This is a genomic window from Hymenobacter sp. DG01 (genome assembly GCF_006352025.1).
GTDB lineage: Bacteria > Bacteroidota > Bacteroidia > Cytophagales > Hymenobacteraceae > Hymenobacter.
Map to the genome: position 1 here is coordinate 4561396 of NZ_CP040936.1, position 26000 is coordinate 4587395.

At 60.9% G+C, this 26000-nt stretch carries 23 protein-coding genes; 11 read left to right on the forward strand and 12 right to left on the reverse strand.

The window, feature by feature from the left end:
- Positions 1-39: 39 nt before the first annotated feature.
- The 5 genes from rlmB to FGZ14_RS19515 all read right to left on the reverse strand — a co-directional run bounded on the left by rlmB (position 40) and on the right by FGZ14_RS19515 (position 7090).
- Positions 40-1002, reverse strand: a complete 963-nt coding sequence (gene rlmB, locus FGZ14_RS19495; RefSeq protein ID WP_139925823.1) for a 23S rRNA (guanosine(2251)-2'-O)-methyltransferase RlmB — start codon at positions 1000-1002, stop codon at positions 40-42.
- Positions 966-2180: a GWxTD domain-containing protein gene (locus FGZ14_RS19500; protein ID WP_139925824.1), complete on the reverse strand. Its 1215-nt coding sequence runs from the start codon at positions 2178-2180 to the stop codon at positions 966-968. The genes rlmB and FGZ14_RS19500 overlap by 37 nt, the downstream gene beginning before the upstream one ends.
- 112 nt (positions 2181-2292) lie before the next feature.
- On the reverse strand, positions 2293-5283 hold the full coding sequence (locus FGZ14_RS19505; protein ID WP_139925825.1) for a DUF2723 domain-containing protein: 2991 nt from the start codon (positions 5281-5283) through the stop codon (positions 2293-2295).
- A 215-nt stretch (positions 5284-5498) separates the two neighbouring features.
- Positions 5499-5948: a T9SS type A sorting domain-containing protein gene (locus FGZ14_RS19510; protein ID WP_180754425.1), complete on the reverse strand. Its 450-nt coding sequence runs from the start codon at positions 5946-5948 to the stop codon at positions 5499-5501.
- 353 nt (positions 5949-6301) lie between these two features.
- Positions 6302-7090 (reverse strand): biotin--[acetyl-CoA-carboxylase] ligase, encoded by a 789-nt coding sequence (locus FGZ14_RS19515; protein ID WP_139925827.1) that lies wholly within the window; start codon positions 7088-7090, stop codon positions 6302-6304.
- Positions 7091-7105: 15 nt separating this feature from the next.
- On the opposite strand from FGZ14_RS19515, the gene rsfS reads away from it, so the two are divergent.
- A complete protein-coding gene (rsfS, locus tag FGZ14_RS19520) occupies positions 7106-7501 on the forward strand; it encodes a ribosome silencing factor (protein ID WP_110976925.1) in 396 nt (131 codons plus the stop codon).
- Between the two features lie 99 nt (positions 7502-7600).
- Entirely contained in the window at positions 7601-9715 is a 2115-nt protein-coding gene (gene ftsH, locus FGZ14_RS19525; protein WP_139925828.1) for an ATP-dependent zinc metalloprotease FtsH, read from the forward strand.
- An 89-nt stretch (positions 9716-9804) separates the two neighbouring features.
- Here ftsH and FGZ14_RS19530 read toward each other — a convergent pair whose 3' ends face one another.
- Positions 9805-9987, reverse strand: coding sequence for a hypothetical protein (locus tag FGZ14_RS19530; RefSeq protein ID WP_139925829.1), 183 nt, complete (start codon positions 9985-9987; stop codon positions 9805-9807).
- Positions 9988-10387: 400 nt separating this feature from the next.
- On the opposite strand from FGZ14_RS19530, the gene FGZ14_RS19535 reads away from it, so the two are divergent.
- From FGZ14_RS19535 to FGZ14_RS19555, 5 genes are all read left to right on the forward strand, one after another.
- Positions 10388-11050, forward strand: a complete 663-nt coding sequence (locus tag FGZ14_RS19535) for an LUD domain-containing protein (RefSeq protein WP_139925830.1) — start codon at positions 10388-10390, stop codon at positions 11048-11050.
- On the forward strand, positions 11025-11813 hold the full coding sequence (locus FGZ14_RS19540; RefSeq protein ID WP_139925831.1) for a UDP-2,3-diacylglucosamine diphosphatase: 789 nt from the start codon (positions 11025-11027) through the stop codon (positions 11811-11813). Before FGZ14_RS19535 ends, FGZ14_RS19540 begins: the two co-directional genes overlap by 26 nt.
- Positions 11767-12735, forward strand: a complete 969-nt coding sequence (locus FGZ14_RS19545; protein ID WP_139925832.1) for a hypothetical protein — start codon at positions 11767-11769, stop codon at positions 12733-12735. Before FGZ14_RS19540 ends, FGZ14_RS19545 begins: the two co-directional genes overlap by 47 nt.
- A gap of 193 nt (positions 12736-12928) precedes the next feature.
- Complete coding sequence (locus FGZ14_RS19550; protein ID WP_139925833.1) at positions 12929-14092, forward strand: zinc-dependent alcohol dehydrogenase; 1164 nt, start codon at positions 12929-12931, stop codon at positions 14090-14092.
- Positions 14093-14253: 161 nt separating this feature from the next.
- Positions 14254-16881, forward strand: coding sequence for a S8 family serine peptidase (locus FGZ14_RS19555; protein ID WP_139925834.1), 2628 nt, complete (start codon positions 14254-14256; stop codon positions 16879-16881).
- A 397-nt stretch (positions 16882-17278) separates the two neighbouring features.
- On the opposite strand, the gene FGZ14_RS19560 is transcribed toward FGZ14_RS19555, so the two are convergent.
- Positions 17279-18085, reverse strand: a complete 807-nt coding sequence (locus tag FGZ14_RS19560) for a M57 family metalloprotease (protein WP_139925835.1) — start codon at positions 18083-18085, stop codon at positions 17279-17281.
- 528 nt (positions 18086-18613) lie between these two features.
- Between FGZ14_RS19560 and ricT the strand changes: the two genes are divergently transcribed.
- Positions 18614-20050, forward strand: coding sequence for a regulatory iron-sulfur-containing complex subunit RicT (gene ricT / locus FGZ14_RS19565; protein WP_139925836.1), 1437 nt, complete (start codon positions 18614-18616; stop codon positions 20048-20050).
- A gap of 11 nt (positions 20051-20061) precedes the next feature.
- Complete coding sequence (locus tag FGZ14_RS19570) at positions 20062-20565, forward strand: gliding motility lipoprotein GldH (protein WP_139925837.1); 504 nt, start codon at positions 20062-20064, stop codon at positions 20563-20565.
- A gap of 76 nt (positions 20566-20641) precedes the next feature.
- On the opposite strand, the gene FGZ14_RS19575 is transcribed toward FGZ14_RS19570, so the two are convergent.
- The gene (locus FGZ14_RS19575; protein ID WP_139925838.1) at positions 20642-20833 is read right to left on the reverse strand and encodes a cold-shock protein; all 192 of its coding nucleotides are present in this window, start codon (positions 20831-20833) and stop codon (positions 20642-20644) included.
- 141 nt (positions 20834-20974) lie between these two features.
- Here FGZ14_RS19575 and FGZ14_RS19580 point away from each other — a divergent pair, with 141 nt between their 5' ends.
- Positions 20975-21919, forward strand: coding sequence for a hypothetical protein (locus tag FGZ14_RS19580; RefSeq protein ID WP_139925839.1), 945 nt, complete (start codon positions 20975-20977; stop codon positions 21917-21919).
- A gap of 310 nt (positions 21920-22229) precedes the next feature.
- Here FGZ14_RS19580 and FGZ14_RS19585 read toward each other — a convergent pair whose 3' ends face one another.
- The 3 genes from FGZ14_RS19585 to FGZ14_RS19590 all read right to left on the reverse strand — a co-directional run bounded on the left by FGZ14_RS19585 (position 22230) and on the right by FGZ14_RS19590 (position 23861).
- The gene (locus FGZ14_RS19585) at positions 22230-22712 is read right to left on the reverse strand and encodes a hypothetical protein (RefSeq protein ID WP_139925840.1); all 483 of its coding nucleotides are present in this window, start codon (positions 22710-22712) and stop codon (positions 22230-22232) included.
- Positions 22713-22802: 90 nt separating this feature from the next.
- The gene (locus FGZ14_RS22145) at positions 22803-22928 is read right to left on the reverse strand and encodes a hypothetical protein (RefSeq protein WP_257883287.1); all 126 of its coding nucleotides are present in this window, start codon (positions 22926-22928) and stop codon (positions 22803-22805) included.
- A gap of 111 nt (positions 22929-23039) precedes the next feature.
- Complete coding sequence (locus FGZ14_RS19590) at positions 23040-23861, reverse strand: hypothetical protein (RefSeq protein ID WP_139925841.1); 822 nt, start codon at positions 23859-23861, stop codon at positions 23040-23042.
- A gap of 235 nt (positions 23862-24096) precedes the next feature.
- On the opposite strand from FGZ14_RS19590, the gene FGZ14_RS19595 reads away from it, so the two are divergent.
- Entirely contained in the window at positions 24097-24879 is a 783-nt protein-coding gene (locus FGZ14_RS19595; protein ID WP_139925842.1) for a phosphatase PAP2 family protein, read from the forward strand.
- An 18-nt stretch (positions 24880-24897) separates the two neighbouring features.
- Here FGZ14_RS19595 and FGZ14_RS19600 read toward each other — a convergent pair whose 3' ends face one another.
- Complete coding sequence (locus tag FGZ14_RS19600; RefSeq protein WP_139925843.1) at positions 24898-25938, reverse strand: helix-hairpin-helix domain-containing protein; 1041 nt, start codon at positions 25936-25938, stop codon at positions 24898-24900.
- Between the last annotated feature and the right edge of the window lie 62 nt (positions 25939-26000).

A 26000-nucleotide genomic window follows, 5' to 3' on the forward strand; every position in this document is an offset into this window, starting at 1 on the left:
AACCAGAACGCCTTTTTCGTAAACAGGAGCACTAATGGTTTATGCCTTCACCAAGCGCTGCCGCAGTACCTCGTAGAGCATGATGCCGCTGGCTACCGATACGTTGAGGGAGCTGATCTGACCGGCCATCGGGATGCGCAGCTTGTGGTCGGCGAGACGCAGGTACTCGGGGCTGATGCCATCCTCTTCGCTACCCATCAGAATAGCCAGAGGCCCGGTCAGGTCCACGGTTTCGGCTTCCAAGCTGGCGTCGGATTTCTCGGTGCAGGCCACTACCTGCACCCCCGACTCACGCAGGAAGGTGAGGGTATCTTTCAGGTTGGGCTCCCGGCACACCGGAATCAGGTTCAGGGCGCCGGCCGAGGTTTTCAGGGCGTCGCCGTTCACCTGGGCAGCGCCGCGGCTGGGCACCACAATGGCGTGCACACCCATACACTCGGCGTTGCGGGCAATGGAGCCGAAGTTGCGCACATCGGTAATGCGGTCCAGCACCAGCAGCAGTGGGGTTTTGCCTTCCTCATACAAGCCGGCCAGAATGCTGTCCAGGGGCATGTAGTCAATCGGCGATACGTAGGCTACCGCGCCCTGGTGATTTTTGCGGGTGATGCCGTCGAGCTTTTCAATGGGCACCATCGACACCGGGATATTGGCCGTTTTGGCCAGGGCCGTAATGTCCTGGGTCATGGAGTTCTTGGTGCCGCGCAGCAAGAAAATCTTGTCCAGGGTCCGGCCGGCGTTCAGGGCTTCCAGAATCGGACGCAACCCGAAAATCATGTCGATGCTGCGGTCCTGGGCCGGGCGGTGGGGGTAGCGTGGCTTGTCCGAGCGACTGCCCTCGTAGCGGCCACCTTCGGCGCGGCTGCCTTCAAATCGTCCTTCCTCAGACCGACCTTCGGAGTCGCGCGAGGCCGGCCGCCGGTTGGGTACCGGGCGGTTTTCAGAATCAAAAAATTGGCGGCGCTCAGTTAGCGGCCGGGGCGGGCGGTTCGTCCTTTTCTCCATTGCTCCACGGCGGCATACCAGAGTTGTTCGTACTCGGGGCGGCGCACCAGTTCATAGTTATCAGGTGCAAAGGTACTGGGTTTGGCGCGGAACACGAACGTGCCGCCCATGCCCTGGTCGGCACGATACACCCAGCGCTCTTCGCCCGCCTCCCGATACACGCTTTCCGGCGGCCCTAGCACCAGATATAACAGGCCACGGTCGGTAAGCCAGCCGGCTTTGTGGGCTGAAAAAAACTGGTTGGCTTCCTGCACCCGCCCGTAGTACGTGCGGATCAGCTGCTTGGCAATGGTTTGGTTTCCTCCGGCCACCGCGAGCCAAAACTGATCCACGGCCTTCTTAGGCTCGGGCGCATCAAACAGCTTTTTGCGCTCCACGGAGGTAGTCAGGTAAACCAGGGGCGCAATGAGCTCATCGGCGGAAGTAAGCGCCGGGAAGGTATTCTCTTCCACCAAGATGCCACTGCGTGACTCCGCAGGGTTTACTCGCAGCAGATACATGCCCGGTTGCAGGCGCAGCAGGCTACCAGCCCGGTAGCGCGTCGAATCTTGCGCGCTGAGCTTGCGGGGCTGGGCGGGCATGGCGCCAGGACTCGTCATGGGTGGGGCCGCGGGCAGGGAGCTGAGCGGGTAGCGGTAGGCCTGCACGTTCAGATCTTCGCCGTACGAGTCAACCATAAACGGCTCCCCGGCCCGCACGTAGTGGCGCAGTAGCGGCTGTCCTACGGAATCAGTCAGGATGAAGGAGCGGGAAAGATGCTCCGGGGTCAGACGCAGCCAGCCAGCCTCGCCGGAGGCAGCTTCGTCGGCGGGACCGGCGGCTAAGCTGAGTACCTGGCCGGCTCGCAGCCGCGGGAGGGGCAGGCAAAAATCTATGCGGGCACCTTCGCCATCGGGCTGCAGCCGCCCGGCAAACCGCCGAACAGTATCCTGCCAAATGGCCCGCTTAGCATCGTAATCGGCCCAGAGAGCTATGTGCAGTGGGAAGCCGCGCCGGATAAGGGCCGTGTTCGGAAAACGCAGGTAAAGCCGTACACTGTCGCCTTCCCGTCGGGTGTCGATGATGATGCGTCGTTCGGCTCGGTACTGGGTAGCAAAATCCCGACGCGGCGCAGCCTGGAGGCAGGGGGTACTACCCAAGCCCAGCAATACGAATAGCAGCAGATAGAAAGGTTTCACGGTAAGGAAGGGGTAGGGAGGTAGGACGAGACGACTTCAAGGTAGGCTTTCTAACGACAGAAGCCGGCCCCGTTTCCGGAGCCGGCTTCTGTGGTGGCAAAAACCATGCGGCTTAGCGCTGGTAGTACTGCTGCAGCAGGCTGATGGCCTTGGTGGCCCGCTGCTGGTCGCCAATCTGCTCGGCGGCGCGGCCGATACTGTTCAACGACATCAGGTAGGTCTGGAACTCCTGGTCAAACAGGGCGCTGTTGTGGGTGCTGTAGTAGGCCAGGGCCCGCTCGGCACGGCCAGTCATCGTGTCCATGATTTCGTTGGCGCGCTGCTGCTCACCTACGGCTACCAGAGCCGGAATGAACTGGGGCACGTAGTAATCATAGGGAATAGCCTTGTCGGGCATCACCTCAAACGCTTTGTCGAGTACTTGCTTGGCGCGGGCCTTGTCGCCTTGAGCCAGCAGGGCGTTAGCCAGGCGCGAGAACTTGTCGCGGTAGTTGGCCGGGAAGCGCAGGTTGTTCTCGTCGTAGAAGATAGTGGGGTTATTCAGGCCCCGGAAAGCGAATTTCTTCATCAGGTTGTCGTACATCAGCTCCGTAGCCACGTAGCCCTCATCGCTACCCCCTTTGGGGTCGTAGTTGGGGTCTTTGGCGGGCAGGATACGGTAGGCCATGCCATCAAGCTGGAAGTAGGGCTGCAGACCCATGAAGTCGCGGGAGTCCACGGTGCTGGAGAAGTACACGGGGCGCTGCCAGTTGTTGGTGGCCAGAATGTCGAGAATCACGAGGCTCTTCTTCTCGATGGCGCTCTTGCTCACTTCCCACTCCATGCGCGGCACCAGCTGCCCGCGGCGGTCAGCCGGAATAATGCCCAGCTTCTCTACGGCTGCCGTGTCAATGGGCAGATAGAACTTGCGGGAAGGGAAGGACAGCAGAGACTTCGAGCCATCGCCGTAGCTAACCTGCAGCAGAGGGCTGTTCTGGTTAACCAGCTGCATAAACTGGCGCACGTCAATGTCCTTTACCGCCGGGTTCTCAGCGTAGGGCAGGTAGTCGTTGGTGCCTTGCTTGTAGTTGGCATTCTCCATGGAGATGGGCAGCGCCTGCGACTTATAAGCGCGGCGCTTCATCTGGTCGATATACCAGTCGGTGTTCAGGTAGCTCAGTACGGCCACGCGCACGTCGGTGCGGACGCCTTCTACTTCCTGGGCGTACCAGAGCGGGAAGGTATCGTTGTCGCCGTTGGTGAACAGGATGGCGTTCGGGGCCAGGGAGTTCAACAGGTTTTTGGCCGAATCCACGGACAGATAACGGTCGGAGCGGTTGTGGTCGTCCCAGCCCTGGGCTACCATGATGCCCGGTACTACCAGGCCCAGTAGCGTTACCACGCCGGCCCGCGCCGTCTCTGACTTCACCACTTTCTCCAGCAGCTCGGCCAGGGCAAGTACACCCAAGCCAATCCAGATGGCGAAGGCAAACGTGGCACCCGCGAAGGTATAATCCCGCTCACGCGGCTCGATGGGTGGCTGGTTCAAGTAGAGCACAATGGCCAGGCCCGTGAACAGGAACAGCAAGCCCACGATAAAGGCGTTGCGGCCGTCGCGGCGGACGTGCAGGAACAGGCCCAATACACCCAGAATGAGGGGTAGGGCAAAGAAAGCATTCCGGGCGGGACTGTCGGCAATGCGCTCGGGCAGACCGGCACCGGCACCACTACCCCACAAAATGCCCGACTGCTGAATGTCGCCCTCGCGGCCCACGTAGTTCCACATGAAGTAGCGCCAGAACATGTGGCCCATCTGGTACTTGAACAGGAAGCTCAGGTTTTGGCCCATGGTCGGCTTCACCCCATCCTGAATATCAACCCACTTTTTGTAGTTGTAGAGGTGCAGCGGGTCGTTGCTGTACAGGCGGGGTAGCAGCATTTTATCCTCGGAGGCATACTGCAACACGGGGCGGTACTCGGCTACCACGTACTTGTCGCCCTGGCGCACGTAGCGGGGCGCGCCGTCTTCCTGGGCAATGGGCTGGGCATTAAACTGCGGGCCGTAGAGCAGAGGCCGGTCGCCGTACTGTTCGCGCTTCAGGTAGCTCACGAAGGACAGTACATCCTCGGGGGCGTTTTCATTGATGGTAGGGTGGTAGGAGCTACGGATGGGTACAATCAGGTAGCTCGAATAGCCAATCAGGATGAATACCAAGCTCAGCATCACCGTGTTCAAGAGGCGGCTGCGGCGCTTGAACGACTGCTGGAAGCCAAACCAGAGCACACCCACAAACAGCAGCAGGAAGAACACCAGGCCCGAGTTGAAGGGCAGGCCGAAGCTATTCACGAAGAACACTTCAAATGCGCCCGCCAGGGTAGGGAGACCGGGAATGATGCCGGCCAGAATCAGACCCACAATAATGCTACTCACTACCAGCGTAATGATGCCACCTTTGGTAGTGGGGTTCTGGGTGCGGCGGTAATAGTAGATGAAGCCCAGGGCCGGAATAGCCAGCAGGTTCAGCAAGTGAACCCCGATGCTGAGGCCAATAACGTAAGCAATGAGCACCAGCCACCGGTCGGAGTCGGCCTCGTCGGCGCGGTTTTCCCACTTCAGCATCAGCCACACCACGGCCGCTGTGCACAAGGAGGACATAGCGTACACCTCGGCCTCCACGGCGTTAAACCAGAACGAATCGGAGAAGGCATAAGCCAAAGCACCCACCGCGCCGGCACCCAGAATCAGCAGGGTTTGGCCCGAAGTCGGCTCTAGGTTCCGGTCGTCGTGCAGGCCGGGGCGGTGTAGCACCAGCTTCTTGGCCAGCATGGTGATAATCCAGAACAGGAACAGCACCGTGAACGAAGAGCTCAGCGCCGACAGCGCGTTTACCAGCACCGACACTTTGGTTACATCGCCAAAGGAGAGCAGGGAAAACAGACGGCCCAACAGCAGAAAGGTAGGGGCCCCGGGAGGGTGAGGCACCAGCAGCTTGTAGGAACAGGCAATAAACTCGCCGCAGTCCCAGAACGAAGCCGTAGGCTCCAAGGTGAGTAGATACGTGATGGTGGCGAGGGCAAATACCAGCCAGCCGACCAGATTATTCAGGCTTTTGTAACTCCGCATACGAAATAAAGTGAGGCTGACCACGGCCAGCCCGCTGCTGAACGACGGGTTTTAGGGTCCGGAAGGAAATCAGTGAAAGATCAAAAGTAGAGAATAAGTAGCGAGAGCCGCGAATCAGGTTGCGTGCTACCAAGGAGTTTCTGCCGTGCTACCCCTGCGGGCACAAAAAAAGCAGCCCCACCGGAGGCTGCTTTTCTAATCGTATTCAGAAGCACTTAGTTCTGTAGCACCAGGCGCTTAGTGGAAACCACCTTATCATTCTGCACCAGGCTGTAGAAATACATGCCGGGCGGCAGGTCCGAAAGGTTCAGGTTCATACCCCCATCAGCAGCTTCCGGCCGCAGCAGTACGCTGCGCACCTCCCGCCCAATGATGTTGCTCAGGCGCAGCTTGTAGTCGCCCCAGGGCAGCTTCTGCCCCACGGACACCGTAATCAGGCCCCGAGAAGGGTTGGGGTACACGGACAAAGCCGGAGCCAGCATGCGGGCGGCTGCCGAGGTAGTGACCCCAGGGGAGGGGGGCGCAACTACCGGCGTTACCTGTTGCAAGGGCCGGGAGGGGGTAGCGTGAAGGAGGTTGGCTTCCAGCCGAACCGTAGCGGCCAGCAGCGGCAGTTGCCACAGCAGCAGCAGCAGTACAGGGAAAAAGCGCGTAGTAAGTTTCATGGCATTCAGTCGGCGTCTGGAGCGCACGGCCAGGCCGCGCGGCAAAGTCAAATAAGTACGATTATCCTCCGTAGGACAAAGCGGCAGATACTGCCGCCTGCCTCTGGATAGACAACTACCATGCCTCATTGGAGAGGCGGGGTTGTCAGGCAGATGCGCAAGTAAGGAATAAGGTTGCATAAATGTTTAAGTAAACTTACGATAGAGGATAGTAAATAGTTGAAAGTGAAGATGGTAATATTGAATAGAATTATTGCCTTTGGCCTGATCAGCACCCGGAAACAATGCCTACAGAGCCGGCTGGAAACAGGCAGCCCTGGCATCAGCCCTACCCCGCCCGTTTCGCTGAGTCATCATATATAGCGAATTTCTTTTAAATCGAAATAATGCAGTTCGCCTTTCGTGGCTACAGCCAAGCGGCCGGTTTCATCCACGCCCACAATCTGGCCCCGGAAGCGGCGGCCGGCGGCTTCGTACTCGTGTTCTTCCTGAAAGCGGTACAGCACCCGCAGGTACTCGGCGCGCAGGGCACCCACCTTGCCGGAGCGCAGCTGCAGGTAGCGCCGCTCCAGGCTTTCCAGCAGCCGGGCCACCAGGGCCGGCAACGTGTAGGCCCGGCCGGTGAGGCAGCCCAACGAGGTAGCGGTGGGCACTTCAAATTGCCGCTGGTTAATATTTAATCCTATCCCAACGATGCTATGCTGAATCTTCGGGCCGTTAAGTGTGTTCTCAATCAGAATGCCACCCAGCTTTTGATGTCCGAAAAAGATATCATTTGGCCACTTCACCCGCAGCGCCGGGTCGGGGCCGAGCAGGGTTACCAGCCAGTCATGCACGGCTAGCGCTACGGCCTGGCTCAGCAGAAACTGGTCGGCGGCCGGTAAAAACCCGGGGTGCCATACCACAGACAGTGTCAGGTTTTCGCCGGGCGCGGCTTCCCATTGGTTGCCACGTTGGCCGCGACCAGCGGTCTGTTTGTCGGTAATGACGCAGCAACCATCCGTGGCCCGGTTTTGGACAGCCAGTTGGTATGCCTCGGTGTTCGTCGAGGGGCATTCGGGCAACCAGACAAGCTGTTGGCCCGTGAAGAGCGTTTGGGGGTATATAGCCTCCACCTGTTTTTCGTACTTTGTGACGTTCAAACCTAACAATACCCCATGAAAAGTACCCTGGTTCGGCAGGATTCGGACAAGTTGGCAGATGTAGTAGTGCGCGGCATGCAAGAGAAGAAAGCAGCCGATATCGTGGTACTCAACCTCAAAGACCTTAAAAATGCCGTAGCCGATTATTTTATAATCTGCTCGGCTTCTTCAGATACGCAAATTGACGCTATTGCCCGCTCCGTGGAGGAAGAGGTAGAGAAGCTTACCGGCCAGAACCCTTGGCAAACCGAAGGGCGCATGAACCGGGAGTGGGTGCTGCTCGACTACGTGGACGTGGTAGTGCACGTATTCCTGCGCGACCGGCGCCAGTTCTACGGCTTGGAAGAGCTGTGGGGCGATGCGCAGATTACCTACGTAGAGGAAGAGGAAACTCCGGCGGCGGTAAGGTAAAACCTTCCCTTCGGCGTCTTGCAAAATACTGGCGGATGCGCCAACAATCATTCAAGTGGCGTGTTGCGCCTTTGTTTCTTGTCTTAGCAACCTCAATTCATGTCTGATACGACGCCCAAAAAGAAAAAACCTATGCTGCCTACTCCCGCGCCCCGGCCCGGGATGCAGCTCTGGGTGCTGACGGGCCTGGTGGTGCTCATCCTCGGGATGGTGTACCTCTCGCGCAGCAACCCGCTCATCGAAATTACTCAGAAGCGGTTTGAGCAGATGCTTACCGCCGGCGACGTGCGCGACATTACCCTCGTGAACGACCGGCAGGTGGAGGTGTCGCTGAAACCCGACGCTACCAAGAAGGCTCCCTATGATGTGGAGCTGAAGCGGCGCGGGCCCCTCTCCATGGATCAGGGTGCTCAGTATGGCTTCCGGGTGGTGGATGGCAAAACCTTCAAGGAAGACCTCGATAAGGTACAAGCCACCCTACCCCCCGATCGGCAGGTAGGCCTGAAAGTCACGGACCGCACGGGTTACGGCGAGTACGTAACCACCTGGGGCTTCATGATTCTGCTGTTCGTAGGTTTCTGGTTCCTGATGCGCCGCATGAGCGGGGCAGGTGGGCCTGGGGGCCAGATCTTCAACATTGGTAAATCCCGCGCGGCCCTGTTTGAGGGTGGCGATAAGGTGAAAGTTACCTTTAAGGATGTAGCCGGCCTGGAAGAAGCCAAGGAGGAAGTGCAGGAAATCGTGGAGTTCCTCAAGAACCCCTCGAAGTTCACCATCCTTGGCGGTAAAATCCCGAAAGGCGCCCTGCTGGTAGGTCCTCCCGGTACCGGTAAAACCTTGCTGGCTAAGGCTGTAGCTGGCGAAGCTGACGTTCCGTTCTTCTCTCTGTCGGGCTCCGACTTTGTGGAGATGTTTGTGGGGGTAGGCGCGGCCCGCGTGCGTGACCTGTTCAAGCAGGCCAAAGCTAAGGCTCCCTGCATCATCTTCATCGACGAAATTGACGCCATTGGCCGCAGCCGTTCGCGCGGCAACGTGCCCGGCGGCAACGACGAGCGGGAAAATACCCTGAACTCGCTGCTGGTAGAAATGGACGGTTTCGGTACCGATTCCGGGGTTATCATCCTGGCCGCCACCAACCGCCCCGATACCCTGGATTCGGCGCTGCTGCGTCCCGGCCGTTTCGACCGTCAGATCAGTATCGACAAGCCAGATATTAACGGGCGTACCCAGATTTTCAATGTGCACTTGAAGCCGCTGACGCTGGGCCCCGACGTGGAAGCCAAGAAGCTGGCTGCCCAGACTCCTGGTTTCGCGGGTGCTGAAATTGCCAACGTCTGCAACGAAGCCGCTCTGATTGCCGCCCGCCGCGACAAGAAGATGGTGACCATGCAGGACTTCACCGATGCCGTGGACCGCGTGATTGGTGGCCTGGAGAAAAAGAACAAGATCATCAGCCCCGGCGAGAAAAAGATTGTGGCCTACCATGAAGCGGGCCACGCCATTGCCGGCTGGTTTCTGGAGCACGCCGATCCGTTGGTAAAGGTGAGCATCGTGCCCCGCGGGGTAGCCGCGCTGGGTTATGCCCAGTATCTGCCGCGCGAGCAGTTCCTCTACAATACCGAGCAGCTCATGGACGAAATGTGCATGACGCTGGGTGGCCGCGCCGCTGAAGAGCTGGTGTTCGGTAAGATTTCGACCGGTGCCCTCTCTGACTTGGAGCGCATTACGAAGGTAGCCTACAGCATCGTGACCATGTACGGCATGAATGCCAAGCTCGGTAACGTATCGTTCTACGACTCGAAGGGCCAGAATGAGTACGGCTTCACCAAGCCGTATTCAGAAGCTACCTCCCAGATGATTGACGAGGAAGTACGTGCTATCATTGAGCAGGCGTACGTGCGCACCAAGGAGCTGCTGACGGAGCGCCGCCACGAGCTGGAGGTAGTAGCCAGGGAGCTGCTGGAAAAGGAAATTCTGTTGCAGGATGACCTGGAGCGTCTGGTGGGCAAGCGTCCCTTCGACAGCCAGACCACCTACCAGGCCCATATGTCGGGCACAGACCGCTCGGAAACTCTGAGCGAGCGGAAGCAGGAGCACCCCGGCGTTCCGCTGGGCAACGACCTGCCGGACCTCAAGCTGCCTGGCGTTGACAACGGCACCGACTCGGCCGGTTCGGCTACGGAGCCCACGGGCAGTGCCGTAACGCCGGTGTAGCCTAATTAAACCTCACATAAAAAAACCGCTGCCTATTCCGGCAGCGGTTTTTTTATGTGAGTACAGAAGCGTGCTGTATACACGTAACCTTATGGCACCGGTTGCCCCCGCTCCTGCAGGTAGCTCTGGAAAGCAGGCAGCTGACAGCCTTTCTCGAAGCCTTGTTGCGCAATGGCCGCTCCAATACCAGGCAATAACTCAGCTACCCATTGCGCAAAGTCGGCTGCCGTAGGCTCATGAGCGGCGGCCAAAGATGGGGAATAGGGAGGCATATCGTTCATGGTCAAGTGATTTTGGTTGCAGGTTGCTAAAAGAGTGCCAGCAGTAAGGCTGACTTGCTTTTATACAATTCTCGGCAGCAGCCTCCAGGCCTAGAGTCAACTTGAAGTACCTTTTGCGGCCCTCTCGCACGGTTTACACAGCAGATACTACCCCATAATCTTGTGGGGTCAGTCAATTCAAGCTTAGTAGTAGCCAGGCGTTTATCTAAAGGGAGAGGATGCCAGGCAGGCCAGTAGCTTTTGCTGCTTATGGCTGGGGTAGGGGCATGGGCTGCCACCACCCTTGGGTATGCCGGTACGGCATCGGCCCAGAGCTGGCCGGCCCTAGCCACTTGCACGGGCAGAGGGGGGTAGGGGTGGTACGCATGCCTAATCCTTGTACCTTTACCGTATGGCGGAAACCTCTCGTGACCTGATCCTGCGCCGTATCCGGGAATCGTTGCGGCAACCCGCGCCGCAGCCGGCTCGCCCCGATTTTACAGCGCCCCTGCACCCCCGGCCCACCTCCGCCGACGACCTGGCCGTGGCCTTCGCCCAGAGCTTTGTGCGGGTAGGTGGCGCGTTCTATTACTGCGAGTCGGTGGAGCACTTCTACGACCAGCTCTTCACCTACAAGAAGGAGAAGAACCTAGAGCACCTCTACGTATGGGAGCCGGAGCTGAAAAAGCTGCTGCACGAAGGCAATATCGTGTTTCAGGGCGATGAAGCCGATTTCCGGACCCAGGCCGATGCCGGCCTGACCAGCTGCGAAGCCCTGGTGGCCCGCACCGGCAGCGTGCTGGTAGCCGCCGCTACGGCCAGTGGCCGCCGCCTCAGCATCTACCCCGATCAGCACTTGGTGGTGGCCCGTACCTCCCAGGTAGTAGCCGACATTGGCGGCGCGCTGAAGCTGATGCAGCAGAAGTACGGCGCCGACAAGTTGCCTTCCATGATTTCCCTCACCACCGGGCCTAGTCGCACGGCGGATATTGAAAAAACGCTGGTGCTCGGTGCCCACGGCCCGCGCAGCATCGTGTTGTTTTTACTGGATGACGCGCCCGCCGCAACTGCCTGACCTCGCGCTGCCCACTGGCCGCCGCGTGTACTTTGCTTCTGATTTTCACCTGGGTGCCCCCGATGCCACCCGCTCCCTGGAGCGGGAGCGGCGCATCGTGCGCTGGCTCGATGCGGCCGCTCAGGATGCAGCCGCCATCTATCTGCTGGGGGATATTTTCGACTTCTGGTTTGAGTACCGGCACGCCATTCCGCGCGGCTTTATCCGGCTGCAGGGCAAGCTGGCGGAGCTGACCGATGCCGGCCTGCCCGTGACGTTTTTTACCGGCAACCACGACATGTGGATGTTCGACTATTTCACCAAAGAGCTGAACATTCCGGTGCTGCGCCACCCGGTTAGCCAGCGCATTGGGGGGCACCAGTTTCACATCGGGCACGGCGACGGCCTCGGCCCCGGCGACCATACGTATAAGGTGTTGAAGCGCGTGTTTGCCTCGCCGGTGGCGCAGTGGCTGTTTGCCCGTCTGCACCCCAACCTGGGCATTGGTATTGCCAACCGCTGGAGCCGGCACAGTCGCCTGCAGAACGGCGGCGCCGACGAGCAGTACTTCGGCGACGAGGAGTGGCTGCTGACCTACTGCCGCGAAGTGCAGCAGCAGTTTCCGCACGAGTACTACGTGTTCGGGCACCGCCACCTACCCCTTGATGTGGAAGTTGGGGTAGGAAGTCGCTACGTAAACCTGGGCGAATGGGTCAATTATTGCTCCTACGGCGTGTATGATGGCAACCAACTGGAGCTTCGGCACTTTGAGCAAGAGAAATAAAGCTGAACAGCTGGAGCTGAGCATCAGAAAGCAGGTAGCAACTGGGTTTTTAGCCCTCAGCTCAGTCCTCTTAACTCTTAGCTCAGCATACGCCCAGACCACCGCGCCGGCCGCCGGCTCGGTAGCACCCGCCGGGCAGGCCGCGCCTGTGGTTACAATACCCGCCGATACCAGGGAACCCGCTGCTACATGGGTGCCAGTGCGCACCATTGCCCTGCCCCAGCCGGGCCCGGCCTCCCTGGACCGGCGCGGCAACCTTTACGTAGCCGACGCCCAGAACAACCTGCGCCAGTACGGGCCCGATGGGCAGTCCCTTAACACCTTTTCGCCCCCGCTGCCCGGGCACACGGCCCAGGTAGAAGCCTGGAACACGGCCAAAGTGCTGGTGTTTTATGATGACCGCCAACAGGTAGTGCTACTGGATCGGTTTCTGACGCCCATAGCCGAAGTACGCTGGCAGGATTACCTCGATGGGCAGATCCGCGCGGCCACCCTGGCCCCCGACGACCGGTACTGGCTGCTCAACGAATCGGACCTGACGCTTCGGCAGTTCGATACTAGCCAGAAGCGCTTCTCCATCACTACCCCCCTCGACCTGCTGATAGGCCGCAGCCGGCCCGACTTCCGGTTTTTGCGCGAGTACCAGAACAACCTCTACCTCGTGGACCGCAACAGCGGCATCTACGTGTTCGATAACCTGGGCAACTACCGCAAAAAGCTGCCGCTACCCGGCCTGAGCTACGTGGGTTTCCGCGGCGACGAGCTGTACTACCTTGCCCCCGACGGGCTGCATTTCTGGCACCTTTACAATCAAACGGACCGCCGCCTACCCCTCCCTGCGGCCGGAGCCCAGCAGGTGCTGGTAGGCGAGCAGTACGCCTACGTGCTGACCAGCGTGGGGGTGCAGGTGTATAAAATATAGGCTCTTCGGGCAAAGGGCAACAGTCGAGGTTGCCTTCGGGAACCGCAAATACCGGCCGGATTGGGGCTTTGGAGCTGACGAAGGGGTAGGGCCCGCTGCATTGGGGCGTAACTCCCTGACCCGGCGAGGCGTTAGCGGAGGAGCTGGCCCTAAGGTCAGCAGTTGTTCATCCACTCCACAACCCCGGTTAGCTATGAAAGCACTCGTGTATCACGGAATTAAAGACGTGCGCGTCGATACCGTAGAGGACCCGAAGATTGAAGACGCCCGCGACGCCATTATCCGCGTGACGAGCACAGCCATTTGCGGCTCCGACCTGCACATTTACAACGGCAGCATTCCGCAGCCCCGGCCCATGGTACTGGGCCACGAATTTATGGGCATTGTGGAAGAAGTGGGCAAGGGGGTAGGCGGCAAGCTCAAAGTAGGCGACCGGGTAGTGGTGCCCTTCCCGGTAGCCTGCGGTACCTGCTACTTCTGCAACCACGCCTTGCCGGGCCACTGCGAAAACTCCAACCCCGACCATTACGGCCCCGAAGGCGGCCTGCTGACGGAAAAAGGCGGCGCTCTGTTCGGTTACACCGATTTATACGGCGGCTACAACGGCGGCCAGGCTGAGTATGTGCGCGTACCCTACGCCGACTATGGCCCCCGTGTAATTCCGGACAGCCTCACCGACGAGCAGGCCCTCTTCCTGACCGATATTTTCCCGACCGGCTATTCCGGCATTGATTGGGGCGAAGTGAAGGGCGGCGAAACGGTGGCCATCTTCGGTGCCGGCCCCGTGGGCATTATGGCCGCAAAATCGGCGTGGTTGCGCGGTGCGGCCCGGGTTGTTATTGTCGATACCCTGCAGTACCGCCTCGACAAGGCCCAGCATGCCACCAACTGTGAAACCATATTGTGGGAAAATGCCAAGGATGTGGTGGAGCAGATCAGGGACATGAGCGGCGGCCGCGGAGCCGATGTGTGCGTGGAAGCCGTGGGCTTCGAACCCGACCGTAACCTGCTGGACCGGGCCAAAGCGGTAGTCAATTTCGAAAAAGGCTCGCCCAAAGTGCTGGAAGCCTGCATGAGCGCCGTGCGGCGCGGCGGCATTGTAACGGTGCTAGGCGTGTACGCCACCCCCTACGATAATTTCCCCATCGGACAGTTCTTCGACAAAGGCATCAAGATAGTGGGCGGCCAGGCCCCGGCCCACAAACACATCGATAAGCTGCTGCAGTATGTCATTGATGGCAAAGTGGTGCTGGATGACATCATCACCCACCGCCTACCTCTCTCGGAGGCCGCTCACGGCTACGATATTTTCCGCAACAAGAAGGATAACTGCGTGAAAGTAGTGCTCAAGCCCTAGCCAGTTTCGGGCGTGCTACCCCTCTAAAGGCCGGCAACTTGCCGGCCTTTTTCGTGGCGGTTGGGGGTAGGGGGCAAGAGGCTATTTCTGCCTACATTTGAAAGAGACGACTCCCATCGTTGATTCCGCCCTCCTGCCTCTGCCACAACCAATTCCTTTCTATGTCTGCTGTTGCTTACTGCCACCGGTATCTTCGTTTTCTATTGCTTGCAGCAGGCATCACCGGCGGTAGCTCGGCCCTGGCGCAAACTGCGCCTGTCCGGCCCACTGCCCGGCTGGCACCCGGCCTCGATGCCAATCGGGCCGGGCGCGTACTGCGGGTCAGTGTATCCAGTGAAGCCGGGTTTCGGCAGTGGCTGGCGCAGAAGCAGCCCCGGGCCACAGCTACGGCGGAGCCCCACCAACCCGGCCTCTGGCAGGTACGCGGCGCTACGGCTGCCGAGCTGAGCCAATGTCCCTACATCGGCTTTGTGGAGGTAGCCGACCGGGCCGCCCGGCCGGAGCGCCAGCTCAACGGCGCCGACTTCGCGGCCAATAAAGTAACGGCGGTGCACACGCGCTACCCCCAGCTGGCGGGGCAAGGCCTGACCGTCTCCCTCAAGGAAAGCCCTCTTGATGTCAACGACATTGACTTCAAAGGCCGCCTGGTAAATCCCAATCCGCAGGCTCCGATACTGAACGCGCACTCCACCCTGATGGCAACCCTGATTGCCGGCGGAGGCAACTCGGCGCCGGCCGGCAAGGGGGCGGCCTGGCAGGCCCGCATCGCGCAGGCCAGCTACGACAACCTGCTGCCCGACAACGATGCTACCCTAGTCAGCCAGGGCGTATCGGTGCAGAACCACTCGTACGGGGTAAGCGTGGAAAATTTTTACGGCCTCGAAGCCCGCGCCTACGACCAGCAGGTGCTGCGGCGCCCGGAGCTGCTCCACGTATTTTCCGCCGGTAACTCAGGCAACCAGCCGGCCCCGGCCGGTCCGTACGCCGGCCTGGCGGCGGTAGCCAACCTGACGGGGCAGTTTAAGAACTCCAAGAATACGCTCACGGTGGGCGCTACGGATGCTTTCGGGCAGGTAGCCCCGCTCAGCTCCCGGGGCCCCGCCGCCGATGGCCGCATCAAGCCCGAGCTGGTAGCCTTCGGCGACGGCGGCACTTCCGATGCGGCCGCCCTGGTATCGGGCGTGAGCCTGCTGGTGCAGCAGGCCTACCGCGACCAGCAGGGGCGGCTGCCCTCGGCGGCCCTGGTGAAAGCCGCCCTGCTCAACTCGGCCGATGACACCGGGCGCCCCAACGTGGACCACGTAGCAGGCTACGGTCAGGCCGATGCCCTAGGGGCGGTGCAGGCCATACTGGAGCGGCGCTTTTCCGAGGGTACCGTGGCCCAGGGGCAGGAGCAGGTGGTAACTCTTACGGTTCCGGCGGGCACTCACCGGCTGAAAGCCACCTTGGTCTGGCACGACCCCGAAGCTGCGGCTAATGCTCCCGCTACCCTGCTCAACGACCTCGACCTGACGCTGACCCGGGCCGCCGACGCGCAACGCTGGCTGCCCTGGACCCTAAGTGCCTTTCCTCATCCCGATTCCCTGGCCCTGCCTGCTCGCCGCCGCCCCAACCACCGCGACAATGCCGAGCAGATAACTCTGGATGCTCCCGCTGCCGGTACCTATCAGCTGCGGGTGCGGGGCTACGCCGTGCCGCAGGGGCCGCAGGCTTTCGGCCTTGTGTATGAGTTTGAATCGGGCCTGACGTGGGTGAACCCTACGGCGGCCCGCACCCTGCGCACAGCCGAGGCGGCCGTGTTGCGCTGGCAATGGGCGGGTCCGGCCAGCACGGCGCAGCTGCAGTACCGCCCGGTAGGCCAAACTGCCTGGAGCACGCTTTCCGCTTCCGTTGATCTGCAGCAGCAGGCTTTCCGCTGGACGGCTCCTGCAACCTCCACGCTGGCCCAGGTGCGCCTGCTAACGGGGGGCGTTGCCGTGGAGTCAGACACGTTTCTGGTGGCCTCGCCGCTGGCAGTGCAGGTGCTGTATAGCTGCCCCGAAGAAACGCTGCTGGCCTGGAAACGGGTGCCGGAAGCCACGCAGTATCAGCTTTACCGGCTGGGTGCCACGCACCTGGAGCCCTACCGCCTGCTCACGGATACGGTGGTAACCTTGCCCCCGACCGATGCGGCGGCCCGCTATTATGCCGTAGCACCCTGGGTGGGCGGGCAAGTGCGGGAACAGGGTTTCACGGCCAATGTCGGCCCGGAGAATAATGGGTGTTATGTGCAGTCGTTTTTGCCTGCTCAGCCCGTGGCCGACAACATGCGCTTTAACCTGCTGCTGGGCACTACCTATCGGCTGCAGACCCTGACGCTGGAGCGCCGCAACGCCGATGGCAGCTTCGGGGCCGTGCAGCGCCTGGCTTCGGTGCCCGGTACCACAGTGGAGCTGGCCGATCCAGACCCCGTACCCGGCCGGGGCGAATACCGGGTCCGCCTCGACCTGAATAATGGCCGCACGTACTATAGCGCCGTAGAAGCGGCGTTTTTCGTGCGCAGCACCGCCGATGTACTTGTGTACCCGGTGCCCGCGGTGGCCGGCGAGCCACTGACCGTAGTAGGCCCCCAGGATCAGGCCTTGCACCTCCGGGTTTTTGACCTGACCGGCCGGTTGCGCCTAGAGGTTACCACCAGCAGCAGCACCCTCCAGACCCTCGATACGCGTGCACTGGGGCGGGGTACTTTTCTGCTGAGAATCAGCATTCTTGGCGGCCGGGAAGTAACGCGCCGCATCCTGATGCTATAGCTGGCTTACAGGGCGTAGCCGTCTATTTTAGAAATCAGCTGGCGGCCCTCCTGTTGCTGATCTAACGCCTGCGCCGCTCCACCGCTCTCGGTGCGGGCGGCGCGGCACAGGCAGCAGTCTAGAGTCTGCCGGAAAGGTTAAGCCAACTTTGGGGGTAGGGCGGCTGAGACGGTGCGGGTGCCAACTGCCCGCAAGCTATTAGTCTAGGTCCGGGGCTTTCGGACGGTAGCTGGGGGTAGGAGGTGAAGCAAGGCTTCCAACCCCGACCCGGTAGTGACAACGCCGCCGCCAATCACTTGGTAATCTATATGAGCCCTTGACCTTACCGCAGGCCCGCAAAAGCAAAAGCCCCGACTCGGATGAGTCGGGGCTTTTATAATAAGTGCTAAGCAGAAGCTTAGTACACGTAGTTGAGGGCAGTGCGGTCGTTGGTGTTGAATGGGCGGCTTACACCGTTGCCCACGCAAGCCAGCATCCAGGAGTTCGGGTCAGCGCCGGAAGGAGTGCCGGGGATGAGGATAGCACCCACCGTGCTGGCGCCTTCGTTCGCAGCCGAGCCACCGCAGCTATACGCGCGGTTGAAGTAGTCGGTGTGACGGAAGCCAATGCAGTGGCCTATCTCGTGCGCCATAATGGTGGCAATGTAGCCTACGTTGGAGCTGTTGATAGCCGTCGGGGACAGTTTGAAGCCGGGCGCGGGATTGCCACCCGAGGGGAAGCCGCCCGACTGACCCAGTACGCCGGAGCCCAGGTTGGCAGACGTGATGGGCAGGTTTGCCGTGCCCGAGGTGATGCGGCGGAATGTAATGCGCAGGCCTTCGGCGTTGTAGCGGCGGATAGCTTCATCAACAGCCGACACGTAAGCGGAGGGGAACGAGCCTTCCAGCTTCACGGTCAGTACGCGGGGCAGACCCGTTACCAGGTTGGTGGTGCGATACTGCTCATCTTCGCCTACGCGCAGCAACTGGCCAGCCGGAGCGTCCGCCAGCATTTCGTTGGTCAGCAGAATGTCGCCTTCTACCCGTACGCCACCCTCCACTTGCTGAGCGCCAGCGGCCGTGAAGCCCAGAGCGCGGATCTGATTGATGGTCGTCTCTGATACTTGGCCTTTTACTTCAACGTTGGCTTTTTCTTGGCAAGAGGAAAGGGACAGGCTGGTAACTGCGAACAGCGCCAGGGGGGCGAGTACTTTAAACTTCTTCATAGGGTTTGGTTGTGGTTGGATGAAAGAACGCTGTAAACATAGGTTTTCATTAGTGATATTTCAAAATAAGGCAGTGTTAATTATCAAAATTATATACAAACCATCTTTGTATTGACGAGTTGTTAATTAGGGTGAAATGTCCTAGGAATTGCATTATTTCCTTTTAGAACTATTCAAGGATAATTGATTATTTGGGGTAGAAGCTAAATTTTCTGGTTCGTGACCTATCTGAGGAATAGGACTGTTGTAGCTACATTAAATTCGGTAGTTTACCGGCTAACTATTTCCGCCGTGAAAGGAGGCGCAAGGCCCTCCGCCTCTAAATCTGTATCTTTGTCTAGAACCGATTTTCAGCGGGCCCCTCCTTTCCGCTTTACCATATAGATCTTTCAGGCCGTGGCTTGCTCATCCTGCTCCTCCTCCGGCGGGGGCTGCTCCACTACATCTGCCAAGGGCTGCGGCTCTAAAGGCAGCTGCAGTAGCGGCTGTACCCGCCTCAATGTATTCGACTGGCTCCAGGACTTGGATATGCCCAGCGACTTTAAAGAATTCGACCTTGTAGAAGTCCGGTTTAAGGGCGGACGCAAGGATTTTTACCGCAACAAAAGCCGTATTCCCCTTATCACCGGCGACGCCGTAGTGGTGGAGTCGGCGGGTAGCGGCTGGCATCTGGGCCACGTTTCGCTGAAGGGCGAACTGGTGCGTCTGCAGATGAAGAAGAAGAAAGTGCCCCAGGACTCAAAAGACATCCGCACGATTCTGCGGGTGGCGGCTGAGCAGGACGTGGAACGCTGGCAGGCCGTGCGCGACCTGGAAACCGGCACCATGTTCAAGGCCCGGGCTGTGGTAGATGAGCTGCGCCTGAAAATGAAGCTCTCCGACGTAGAGTACCAGGCCGACCGCACCCGCGCTACCTTCTTCTATTCCGCCGATGACCGGGTTGATTTCCGCGACCTGATTAAGCGCCTGGCCGATGAATTTCGGGTGCGGGTAGAAATGCGCCAGATTTCCCTGCGCCACGAAGCCGGCCGCCTCGGCGGCATCGGCTCGTGCGGCAGGGAGTTGTGCTGCTCTACCTGGCTGACGGATTTCAAGAGCGTAAGCACCACTGCCGCCCGCTACCAGAACCTGAGCCTCAACCCGGCCAAGCTCTCGGGCCAGTGCGGGCGCCTGAAGTGCTGCCTCAACTACGAGCTGGACACTTACCTCGATGCTCTCAAGGACATTCCGCAGGTGCAGCGCCCCCTCCAGACTGAGAAAGGCGACTATACCCTTCAGAAAACCGACATCTTCAAAAGAAAGATGTGGTTTGCTGTGCGCGGCGACAACAACTGGGTGGTAGTACCCACGGAGCGCGTGCGCGAAGTGCTGGAGCTGAATAAGCGCGGCGAAAAGCCCGAAAGCCTCCTGGCGCCCGCGCTGGAGGAAGAAAAGGCACCCGAAGTAACGGCCATCGTGGAAGGCTCTCTGGAGCGCCTCGACGACAAGATTAAGGCCTCCAAGCGCAGCAAACGCGGGAAAAAGAAGCGGGAAAAAGGTCCCGAGGATGCTGCCGTGGCAACCGCGCCTACCCCCCGGGTCGGCCGCAATGTCCCTAGCCGCCCGGCCGTACAGTCGGAGCCGGACCCTGAGACGGCCGCACCAGAAGCCGCACCATCAGCTGAAGAGCGGAGCCGCCCGCGGGGAGCCGCCGCGCGCCCGCTAAACCGCCGTGGCCGTGGCCGTGGTGAAGGCAAGCGCGCCGCCGACGGTACCCGCCCGGCAGATGCCACCCCAGAGGCGCCCCGCGCCCCGCGTGAAGGCCGTGCACCCCGGGCAGCTACCCCCGGCGAGACCCCCGAAGCTGGCACCGGCCGGACAGAAGGCGGCGAAGGTCGCCGGGGTGGGCGCTCGGGCCGGCGCGGTGGCCGCTCGGGTCGTCCTGGTGGCTCCGCCGAGGCTGGTTCAACTCCATCTGCTTCCTGATGTACTTCTCTATGCGCTTTCTCTCCCGGGTACTGCCCGCTTGGGTTATCGGAATGCTCCTGTTAACAGCCTGCGACTCCGATCAGGTGTTCGAGAAAAACATCGATTTGAAGTCGCCGGCCGGGGACCCTTACGTATGGGCCGTGCAGGACAAACCCACCTTTGAGTTTGATATTGCCGATACCACCCAGCGCTACAATGTGTACTTCAACATCCGCAACGCGGCCGACTACGAGTACTACAACCTGTACGTGAAGCAAACCCTGTGGGGCCCCGATGGGAAGGTGATTTCGCGGCGCCTGCACCAGATGCTGCTGCTGGACCCCAAAACCGGCGAGCCTCGGGGCAATGGTACCGGCGACATCTACGACCACCAGATTCTGGCCCTGCCTGACCAGCAGTTCCGGCAGGCGGGCCGCTACCGCATCATGCTGGAGCAGTACATGCGCCAGGATCAGCTCCGTGGTATTATGGCCGTGGGCGTGCGGGTAGCCAAACGGACGGCAGACCAGTAGCCCAACCACCCAACTAGCAAAGAAAACCCCCGATTGGCCGGCCAATCGGGGGTTTTCTTTGACGTATAGCCTGAAGTTAAATGCGCTCTACCTTCACGGCGTTCTGGCCCTTCTTGCCGTCAATGATGTCGAAGGTTACCCGGTCATTCTCCCGGATTTCGTGCACGAGGCCCGTCTGATGAACGAAAATCTCCTGACCATTTTCGTCTTGAACAATGAATCCGTAGCCTTTGGATTCATTAAAAAACTTCACTTTGCCGGTTTTCATAGCGGGGCGTAAGCGGTTGTGGGGTGAAAGAATGGCGGTAAATCTACATGGTTTTCCAACTTGGCAAAACCCGCCTGGGCGGAACGCGGGCCGAATGACTGCGTATGCAAGTGGATTCCAGCTCATCTATATTTTTTTGTCATGACTGATTCCACCTCCCCCAGTCCCGATACTTCCGCTTCCGCCGGCCAGGGCCAGCAGCCAGTAGCCGCTGCCTCCAACGCCGGCGGGGCCGCACAGCCCCACTCCGAGGCCGAACCCCACGAGTTGCAGGCCCCGGCCAACACCACCGGCCAGCAGCCCTTCGCCCACGATGCTAACCACGAGCAGAACGAAGTAGCCGGCGCCAGCCGGGGCGAGTTCGGGCGGCAGTCAGACCAGGGCATTACGCATGCCGGCTACGGGGCCGAGCTCAGCCGCGGCAACCAAACCTATGCCGGCACCTTGGATACTCCCGCCGCTACCACCGGCTACATTGGCGAGCGGGAGCAGCGCCAGTCGGGCTTTGCTGACACCAGCAACGGCAGCCACGGCACCCAACCCGTGGGAGGCACCGCGCCCGCCGGTTCTGCCGTCGGGACGCAGTTTGCCAACGATAACGCGGCTCCGCAGGGCCCCGACTCGGGCTTCGCGGAAAACTACGGCACATCGTCGGTGGGCGGCACCTGGGCCGGCAGCGGCCAGCCCGATGCTACCCAGCGCAACCAGCGGGAAGACTACCGCCCCAGCCACCCCGATGGTGGGCCGGAGGGCCAGCGCACGGGGGTAGCACCTAACAACACCAGCCAGGGTAGCGGCGAGGCCGATGCCACTCCCACCAGCGGTTCGCGCAGCGGCTACGACGCGGCCGACTCGCCCGATGCCCAGGGCAGCGAAAAAACCGGCTTTGGCTCCAAAGGCGGCTCGTACAATGATGAGTACGATGCGGCTAACAATGGCAACCAGCCTGATAGCTCGCCCTCGCGCGGCGACTATACCCGCCAGGACGCGGCCCCCAACTACGGCGGTGCCTCCGATGACCGCACTAACTCGGACCGCAACCCTGACTACGGTCCCATGCCCGGCCGCCCCGGCTCGCCGAATTAAGCTGCTTGGGCGGTAAAGAAAGAAGAATAGTCATTCTGAGCGGGTCGAAGCATCTCGCGTGCTGATGTTGTGGTAGTAATTCACACATCAGCACGCGAGATGCTTCGACCCGCTCAGAATGACCGTTTTAATCAGGTGGGTACAGGCAGAACGGCGTCTAGGTTGACTGACAGCTGCGGCGTTTTCCGTGGTTTCAGCAGGTATCGAGGAGGGCTTCGGCTACGCAAAGCCTGGCGCAGGTCATAAAGAACTTCCGTAGCCACTGAGTCTTCTGGGGCGAGGCCAGTGGGGAGCGAAGCGGGCGCCTTGGCTACGCTGTTGGAGCTAGGCGGCTTTTGAACAGAATGGCCCCGTAGTCGTGGGAGCCGCAGTAGGGCTCGTGGGTGACCAGGTCGGGCAGGATGCCGTGCATAACTACCCGCTCGTCGATGAAGGTATAATTGGCCGTCATGCGGCGGCGGTAAAGGCGCATACGCACGGGGTCATGGGCGTCGGTTTTGGCGAAGTAGCTATAAAACAACACCCACCGCTCGGGGTAGCGCTGCAGAAAAACGTCGATGGCCGCAATAACCGTGTCGATGATGCGGGCAGCGTCGCCGTTGTTGCTGCGGGCGGCGCGCGGCGACGTTTCCCGCTGGGGCTCGGAGCCGTTGTGTAGCGCCAACAGGTACACCTGCGGCACTTCGGTAGGGGTAAAGCTGATCAGCTTGTGCAGCGCGCCCTTCGGCCCTTCGCTCTCGAAGGCAAAGGCGGTGTGCTGCTCATTGGGCCGAAACGCATACGGATTGAGCATCGGGCAGGCAAAGAAAAACGGTGATGGACCAACGTAAAAGCGACCCCGCTTCCGGGGAGGCGGGGTCGCTACAGAAAACGCTGGGGCAGCTTACTTGCCCGCCACGATGGTCATTACGGTGCCGGCGAGGGTGCCGAGGGTGCCAACGGTCATGTTGGTGCCATCGGGGCGACGAATGCCCTCGAAAGAGCGCTGGGTATTGTGGCTGTTGATCATGTGGTAAGGCTGTAGATGTGAAAAATGATTGAGCTCCAAAGTACGCGCCTACACAGGGGGTGCCCAAACGGAGCTTGTACCGCATTTGGGGGTAGTGCTGGCGCAGATGTGCTAGCGGGCCGGGGCTTCTTGTTTGCGGGTGGCTGAGAACAGTTTGCCCTTCTCATTGCTGAAAATAAAGTCCTGATCGGCTGTAAAGACCAGGGCCTCGGTCTGGCCCGACCCCGGAATATCCAGGGTGCTTTTCAGGCCGTCGAAGAGGCGGCGGCCGGGCAGGCGCTCAAACAGGTACACTTTCTCGGCGCCCAGCAGGGCCACGCGCTTGCCATCGGGACTGATGTCGGCGCTGGTAACCCAGGTAGGCAGCTGCAGGCTGTCGGCGAGGCGGGCCGTGTGCCGGCCGGGGCGGGCGGGCAGCACGTACTGTTTCAGCCACCGGCCTTCCCCCCGGTTTTTGGTGAACAGGTACAGGCTGTCCTGGTAGTAGTAAAACGCCTCGCAGTCGAAATTGCGCCGGGGCTTACGGGGTGGAAACTGGCGCTGATCGGCGTACTGGAACCGGATGGTATCGGCCTGCTGCAGGGTAGGGCCGCTGAGCCGATAGATGCACAGGTTGCGCCGCTTGTTCTGGTTGTTGCCAAAGTCGCCGAGGTACAGGCGGTGCTCATCGTCCTGAGCCAGGTCTTCCCAGTCGATGTTCTGGAGCGGCTCCAGGTTCAGGGTCTGGAGCAGGTCGCCCTGCCGGGTTATTTTATACAGGCGGGCCGTGTTGCCGCCGTCGGCATGGGTCCATAGGTCGCCCTCGGGGCTGGCTATGGCCAAGCCAGAGCTTTCGGCTACCTGCTGGCGGTTGAGCCGGCCTATTTCGTTTACCTCATACAAGTCATTCACGCTGGCGAAGTCGCCCCGGCCCTGGTCAGAGGAGCAGCCCATCAGCAGAGGTGGCAGCAGGCAGAAAGCAAAGGGGGAAAGGCGCGGCAGACACATCATAAGGGCGGGCACAAAAGCGAGGCCCCGGCCAACACTGGCTGGGGAATAAAGCACAACGGCAGTGCCGGAGCCCCCGCCGGCCGAAAATTACCACTTCCGGCCGGAAGCGGCTGGCATCCCGGTCCCGGAGCCCCTATCTTGTAGGTTTCCTACCCCCTTAATCCGGTCTGGGCGTTGCGTGCGTAAACTATTGCTGTTCTTACTGCTGGGCTACGGTGCCAGCCCAATAGCCCGGGCTCAGGCACCGGTGGTTTCTCCCGATTCACTACACCCGGCCGGACCGGCTGCCAGGCAGCGGTCGGGCTGGCGGCCTCAGGTGTGGCGCGTTGGTGTTCCGCTGGCCCTGGTGGGGCTGGGGTACGTGAGCACCAATGAAAACGTGCTGGATGAGATGAAAGAGGAAGTGCACGAGGAAACCCGCGAGCATTTTCCGCACTTCGCCACGTCGCTGGACAACTACAGCCGGCATCTGCCGGCGGCGGCTGCCTACGGGCTGTTTGCCGTGGGTTTGCGGGGCGAGCGGGGGGTAGGGGCCTTCACGGTTTGCTACGGCCTTTCGCACGCGCTGAGCACGGGCGCGGTTACCCAGCTCAAGCATCTCAGCCACGCCCGCCGGCCCGATAACCCGGCTGATTTCAGCTCGTTTCCGTCGGCGCATACTGCCGAGGCCTTCCTGACGGCCACGCTGCTGTACGAGCAGTTCGGGCGGGAGTATCCGTGGCTTTCCGTAGGAGGCTACAGCGTGGCCGCGGCTACCGGGGCCATGCGCATGCTCAATAACCGGCACTGGGTAACCGATGTCCTGGCCGGGGCGGGGGTAGGCTTTCTGTCGGCCGAAGCGGTATGGCGCCTGTACCCGGCGGCCGCGCACCTGCTGCCGGGGCGACTGGGCCAGAAGCTGCTGCTACTGCCAGCCTACGCGCCCGGCGGGGCCATAGGGCTGTGCGTGGTAGTGCGGTAGCCCCCGCGTCCGGGCCTGCTATTTCAGCACCAGGTAAGGCATCAGCTTCTCGTAGGTGGCCTGGTCCAGAATGCGGATCTGACGCAGGTCGGCGGGCTGACGGAAGGGGCCGTGCTGCTGCCGGAACGCGACCAGCACGCGGGCCAGGCGCTTGCCCACGTAGGGGTGGGCCTGCAGCACCTCAAAAGAGGCATTGTTTACATCGAGGGGGGTAGGGCTGAAGCCCGGGGCCACGAAGGTGTATTTGCGCAGGCTGTCCACCAGGTCGGGCGCGTCGCGCAGCACGTAGATTTCGGCGGTCTGGTCGGCCCGCTGGAACCCCCCGAGCCGCTGCCGGTACTCCACGATACGCCGGGCGTAGCCCCGCCCGATGCCCCGGATTTGCATGAGCTGGGTGGTATCGGCCGCATTAAGGTCGAAGGCCGCCAGGCGGGCAGGCTTGCGCGGGAAGCGGCTTTTATCAGCAGTGGCCCCAAAGGGTTTGCGCTCCGGATAAGCTCCGAAGCGGCTGCCAGCATAGGTGCGCGCCTCGCGGGGCGGCAGCTGGTCGGGTAGCAGAATGTAGGGCGCCAAGCGGCTATACACAGAATCGGGTAGGCCATACGTGCGCCGGATCTGCTCTTTGGCTTTGAAGCCGCCCAGCACCGTGCGGTAGTTTACCAGGCGACGCGCCACGTAGCGGGGCAGGCCCCGGGCCTCCCAGTCGGTTTCCGTCAGCTGGTTGGGGTCGAAGGGGGCCAGAGCTACCTGGGGTACGGCCGCCCGGCGGGGGTAGCGGCTGGCGTAGGCGGGCCGGGTGGTGCGGCGTGCAGCCAGCTCGGCCGCCCAAGTATTCAGGCGCTGCTGATCGGGAGCGGGGTTGTAGGCTGGCAGGGCCGGTCGCAGCAGATAGGGCAGCCCCAGCCAAAGCAGCAGCAGGAACAGCAGAACCACAAAGCCGGAGGTTTCACGGCGGGAAAAGCCGAAGTAGCGCCGAACAGCGCGCAGCCACGGATACGAGGCCTTGGAGTGGCGCGAGGGGGTAGCAGGCTGCGAAGCGGCCGGGCGCGCAGTAGGCATAACAACGAATAGGTAACGCGGAAATAAGCTAAAACGCAACCAGTATAACAGAAAGCCGGCAG

What these genes read in the sequence shown, in the direction of transcription:
- FGZ14_RS19585 (WP_139925840.1), bottom strand. Translation starts at nt 22,712, where the DNA reads ATGCTCAATCCGTATGCGTTTCGGCCCAATGAGCAGCACACCGCCTTT.
- FGZ14_RS19575 (WP_139925838.1), bottom strand. Translation starts at nt 20,833, where the DNA reads ATGAAAACCGGCAAAGTGAAGTTTTTTAATGAATCCAAAGGCTACGGA.
- FGZ14_RS19505 (WP_139925825.1), bottom strand. Translation starts at nt 5,283, where the DNA reads ATGCGGAGTTACAAAAGCCTGAATAATCTGGTCGGCTGGCTGGTATTT.
- FGZ14_RS19550 (WP_139925833.1), top strand. Translation starts at nt 12,929, where the DNA reads ATGAAAGCACTCGTGTATCACGGAATTAAAGACGTGCGCGTCGATACC.
- rlmB (WP_139925823.1), bottom strand. Translation starts at nt 1,002, where the DNA reads ATGGAGAAAAGGACGAACCGCCCGCCCCGGCCGCTAACTGAGCGCCGC.
- FGZ14_RS19530 (WP_139925829.1), bottom strand. Translation starts at nt 9,987, where the DNA reads ATGCCTCCCTATTCCCCATCTTTGGCCGCCGCTCATGAGCCTACGGCA.
- FGZ14_RS19555 (WP_139925834.1), top strand. Translation starts at nt 14,254, where the DNA reads ATGTCTGCTGTTGCTTACTGCCACCGGTATCTTCGTTTTCTATTGCTT.
- FGZ14_RS19540 (WP_139925831.1), top strand. Translation starts at nt 11,025, where the DNA reads ATGACGCGCCCGCCGCAACTGCCTGACCTCGCGCTGCCCACTGGCCGC.
- FGZ14_RS19535 (WP_139925830.1), top strand. Translation starts at nt 10,388, where the DNA reads ATGGCGGAAACCTCTCGTGACCTGATCCTGCGCCGTATCCGGGAATCG.
- FGZ14_RS19510 (WP_180754425.1), bottom strand. Translation starts at nt 5,948, where the DNA reads ATGAAACTTACTACGCGCTTTTTCCCTGTACTGCTGCTGCTGCTGTGG.
- ricT (WP_139925836.1), top strand. Translation starts at nt 18,614, where the DNA reads ATGCCCAGCGACTTTAAAGAATTCGACCTTGTAGAAGTCCGGTTTAAG.
- FGZ14_RS19560 (WP_139925835.1), bottom strand. Translation starts at nt 18,085, where the DNA reads ATGAAGAAGTTTAAAGTACTCGCCCCCCTGGCGCTGTTCGCAGTTACC.
- FGZ14_RS22145 (WP_257883287.1), bottom strand. Translation starts at nt 22,928, where the DNA reads ATGATCAACAGCCACAATACCCAGCGCTCTTTCGAGGGCATTCGTCGC.
- rsfS (WP_110976925.1), top strand. Translation starts at nt 7,106, where the DNA reads ATGAAAAGTACCCTGGTTCGGCAGGATTCGGACAAGTTGGCAGATGTA.
- FGZ14_RS19570 (WP_139925837.1), top strand. Translation starts at nt 20,062, where the DNA reads ATGCGCTTTCTCTCCCGGGTACTGCCCGCTTGGGTTATCGGAATGCTC.
- FGZ14_RS19600 (WP_139925843.1), bottom strand. Translation starts at nt 25,938, where the DNA reads ATGCCTACTGCGCGCCCGGCCGCTTCGCAGCCTGCTACCCCCTCGCGC.
- FGZ14_RS19580 (WP_139925839.1), top strand. Translation starts at nt 20,975, where the DNA reads ATGACTGATTCCACCTCCCCCAGTCCCGATACTTCCGCTTCCGCCGGC.
- FGZ14_RS19545 (WP_139925832.1), top strand. Translation starts at nt 11,767, where the DNA reads ATGATGGCAACCAACTGGAGCTTCGGCACTTTGAGCAAGAGAAATAAA.
- ftsH (WP_139925828.1), top strand. Translation starts at nt 7,601, where the DNA reads ATGTCTGATACGACGCCCAAAAAGAAAAAACCTATGCTGCCTACTCCC.
- FGZ14_RS19590 (WP_139925841.1), bottom strand. Translation starts at nt 23,861, where the DNA reads ATGGGCTGCTCCTCTGACCAGGGCCGGGGCGACTTCGCCAGCGTGAAT.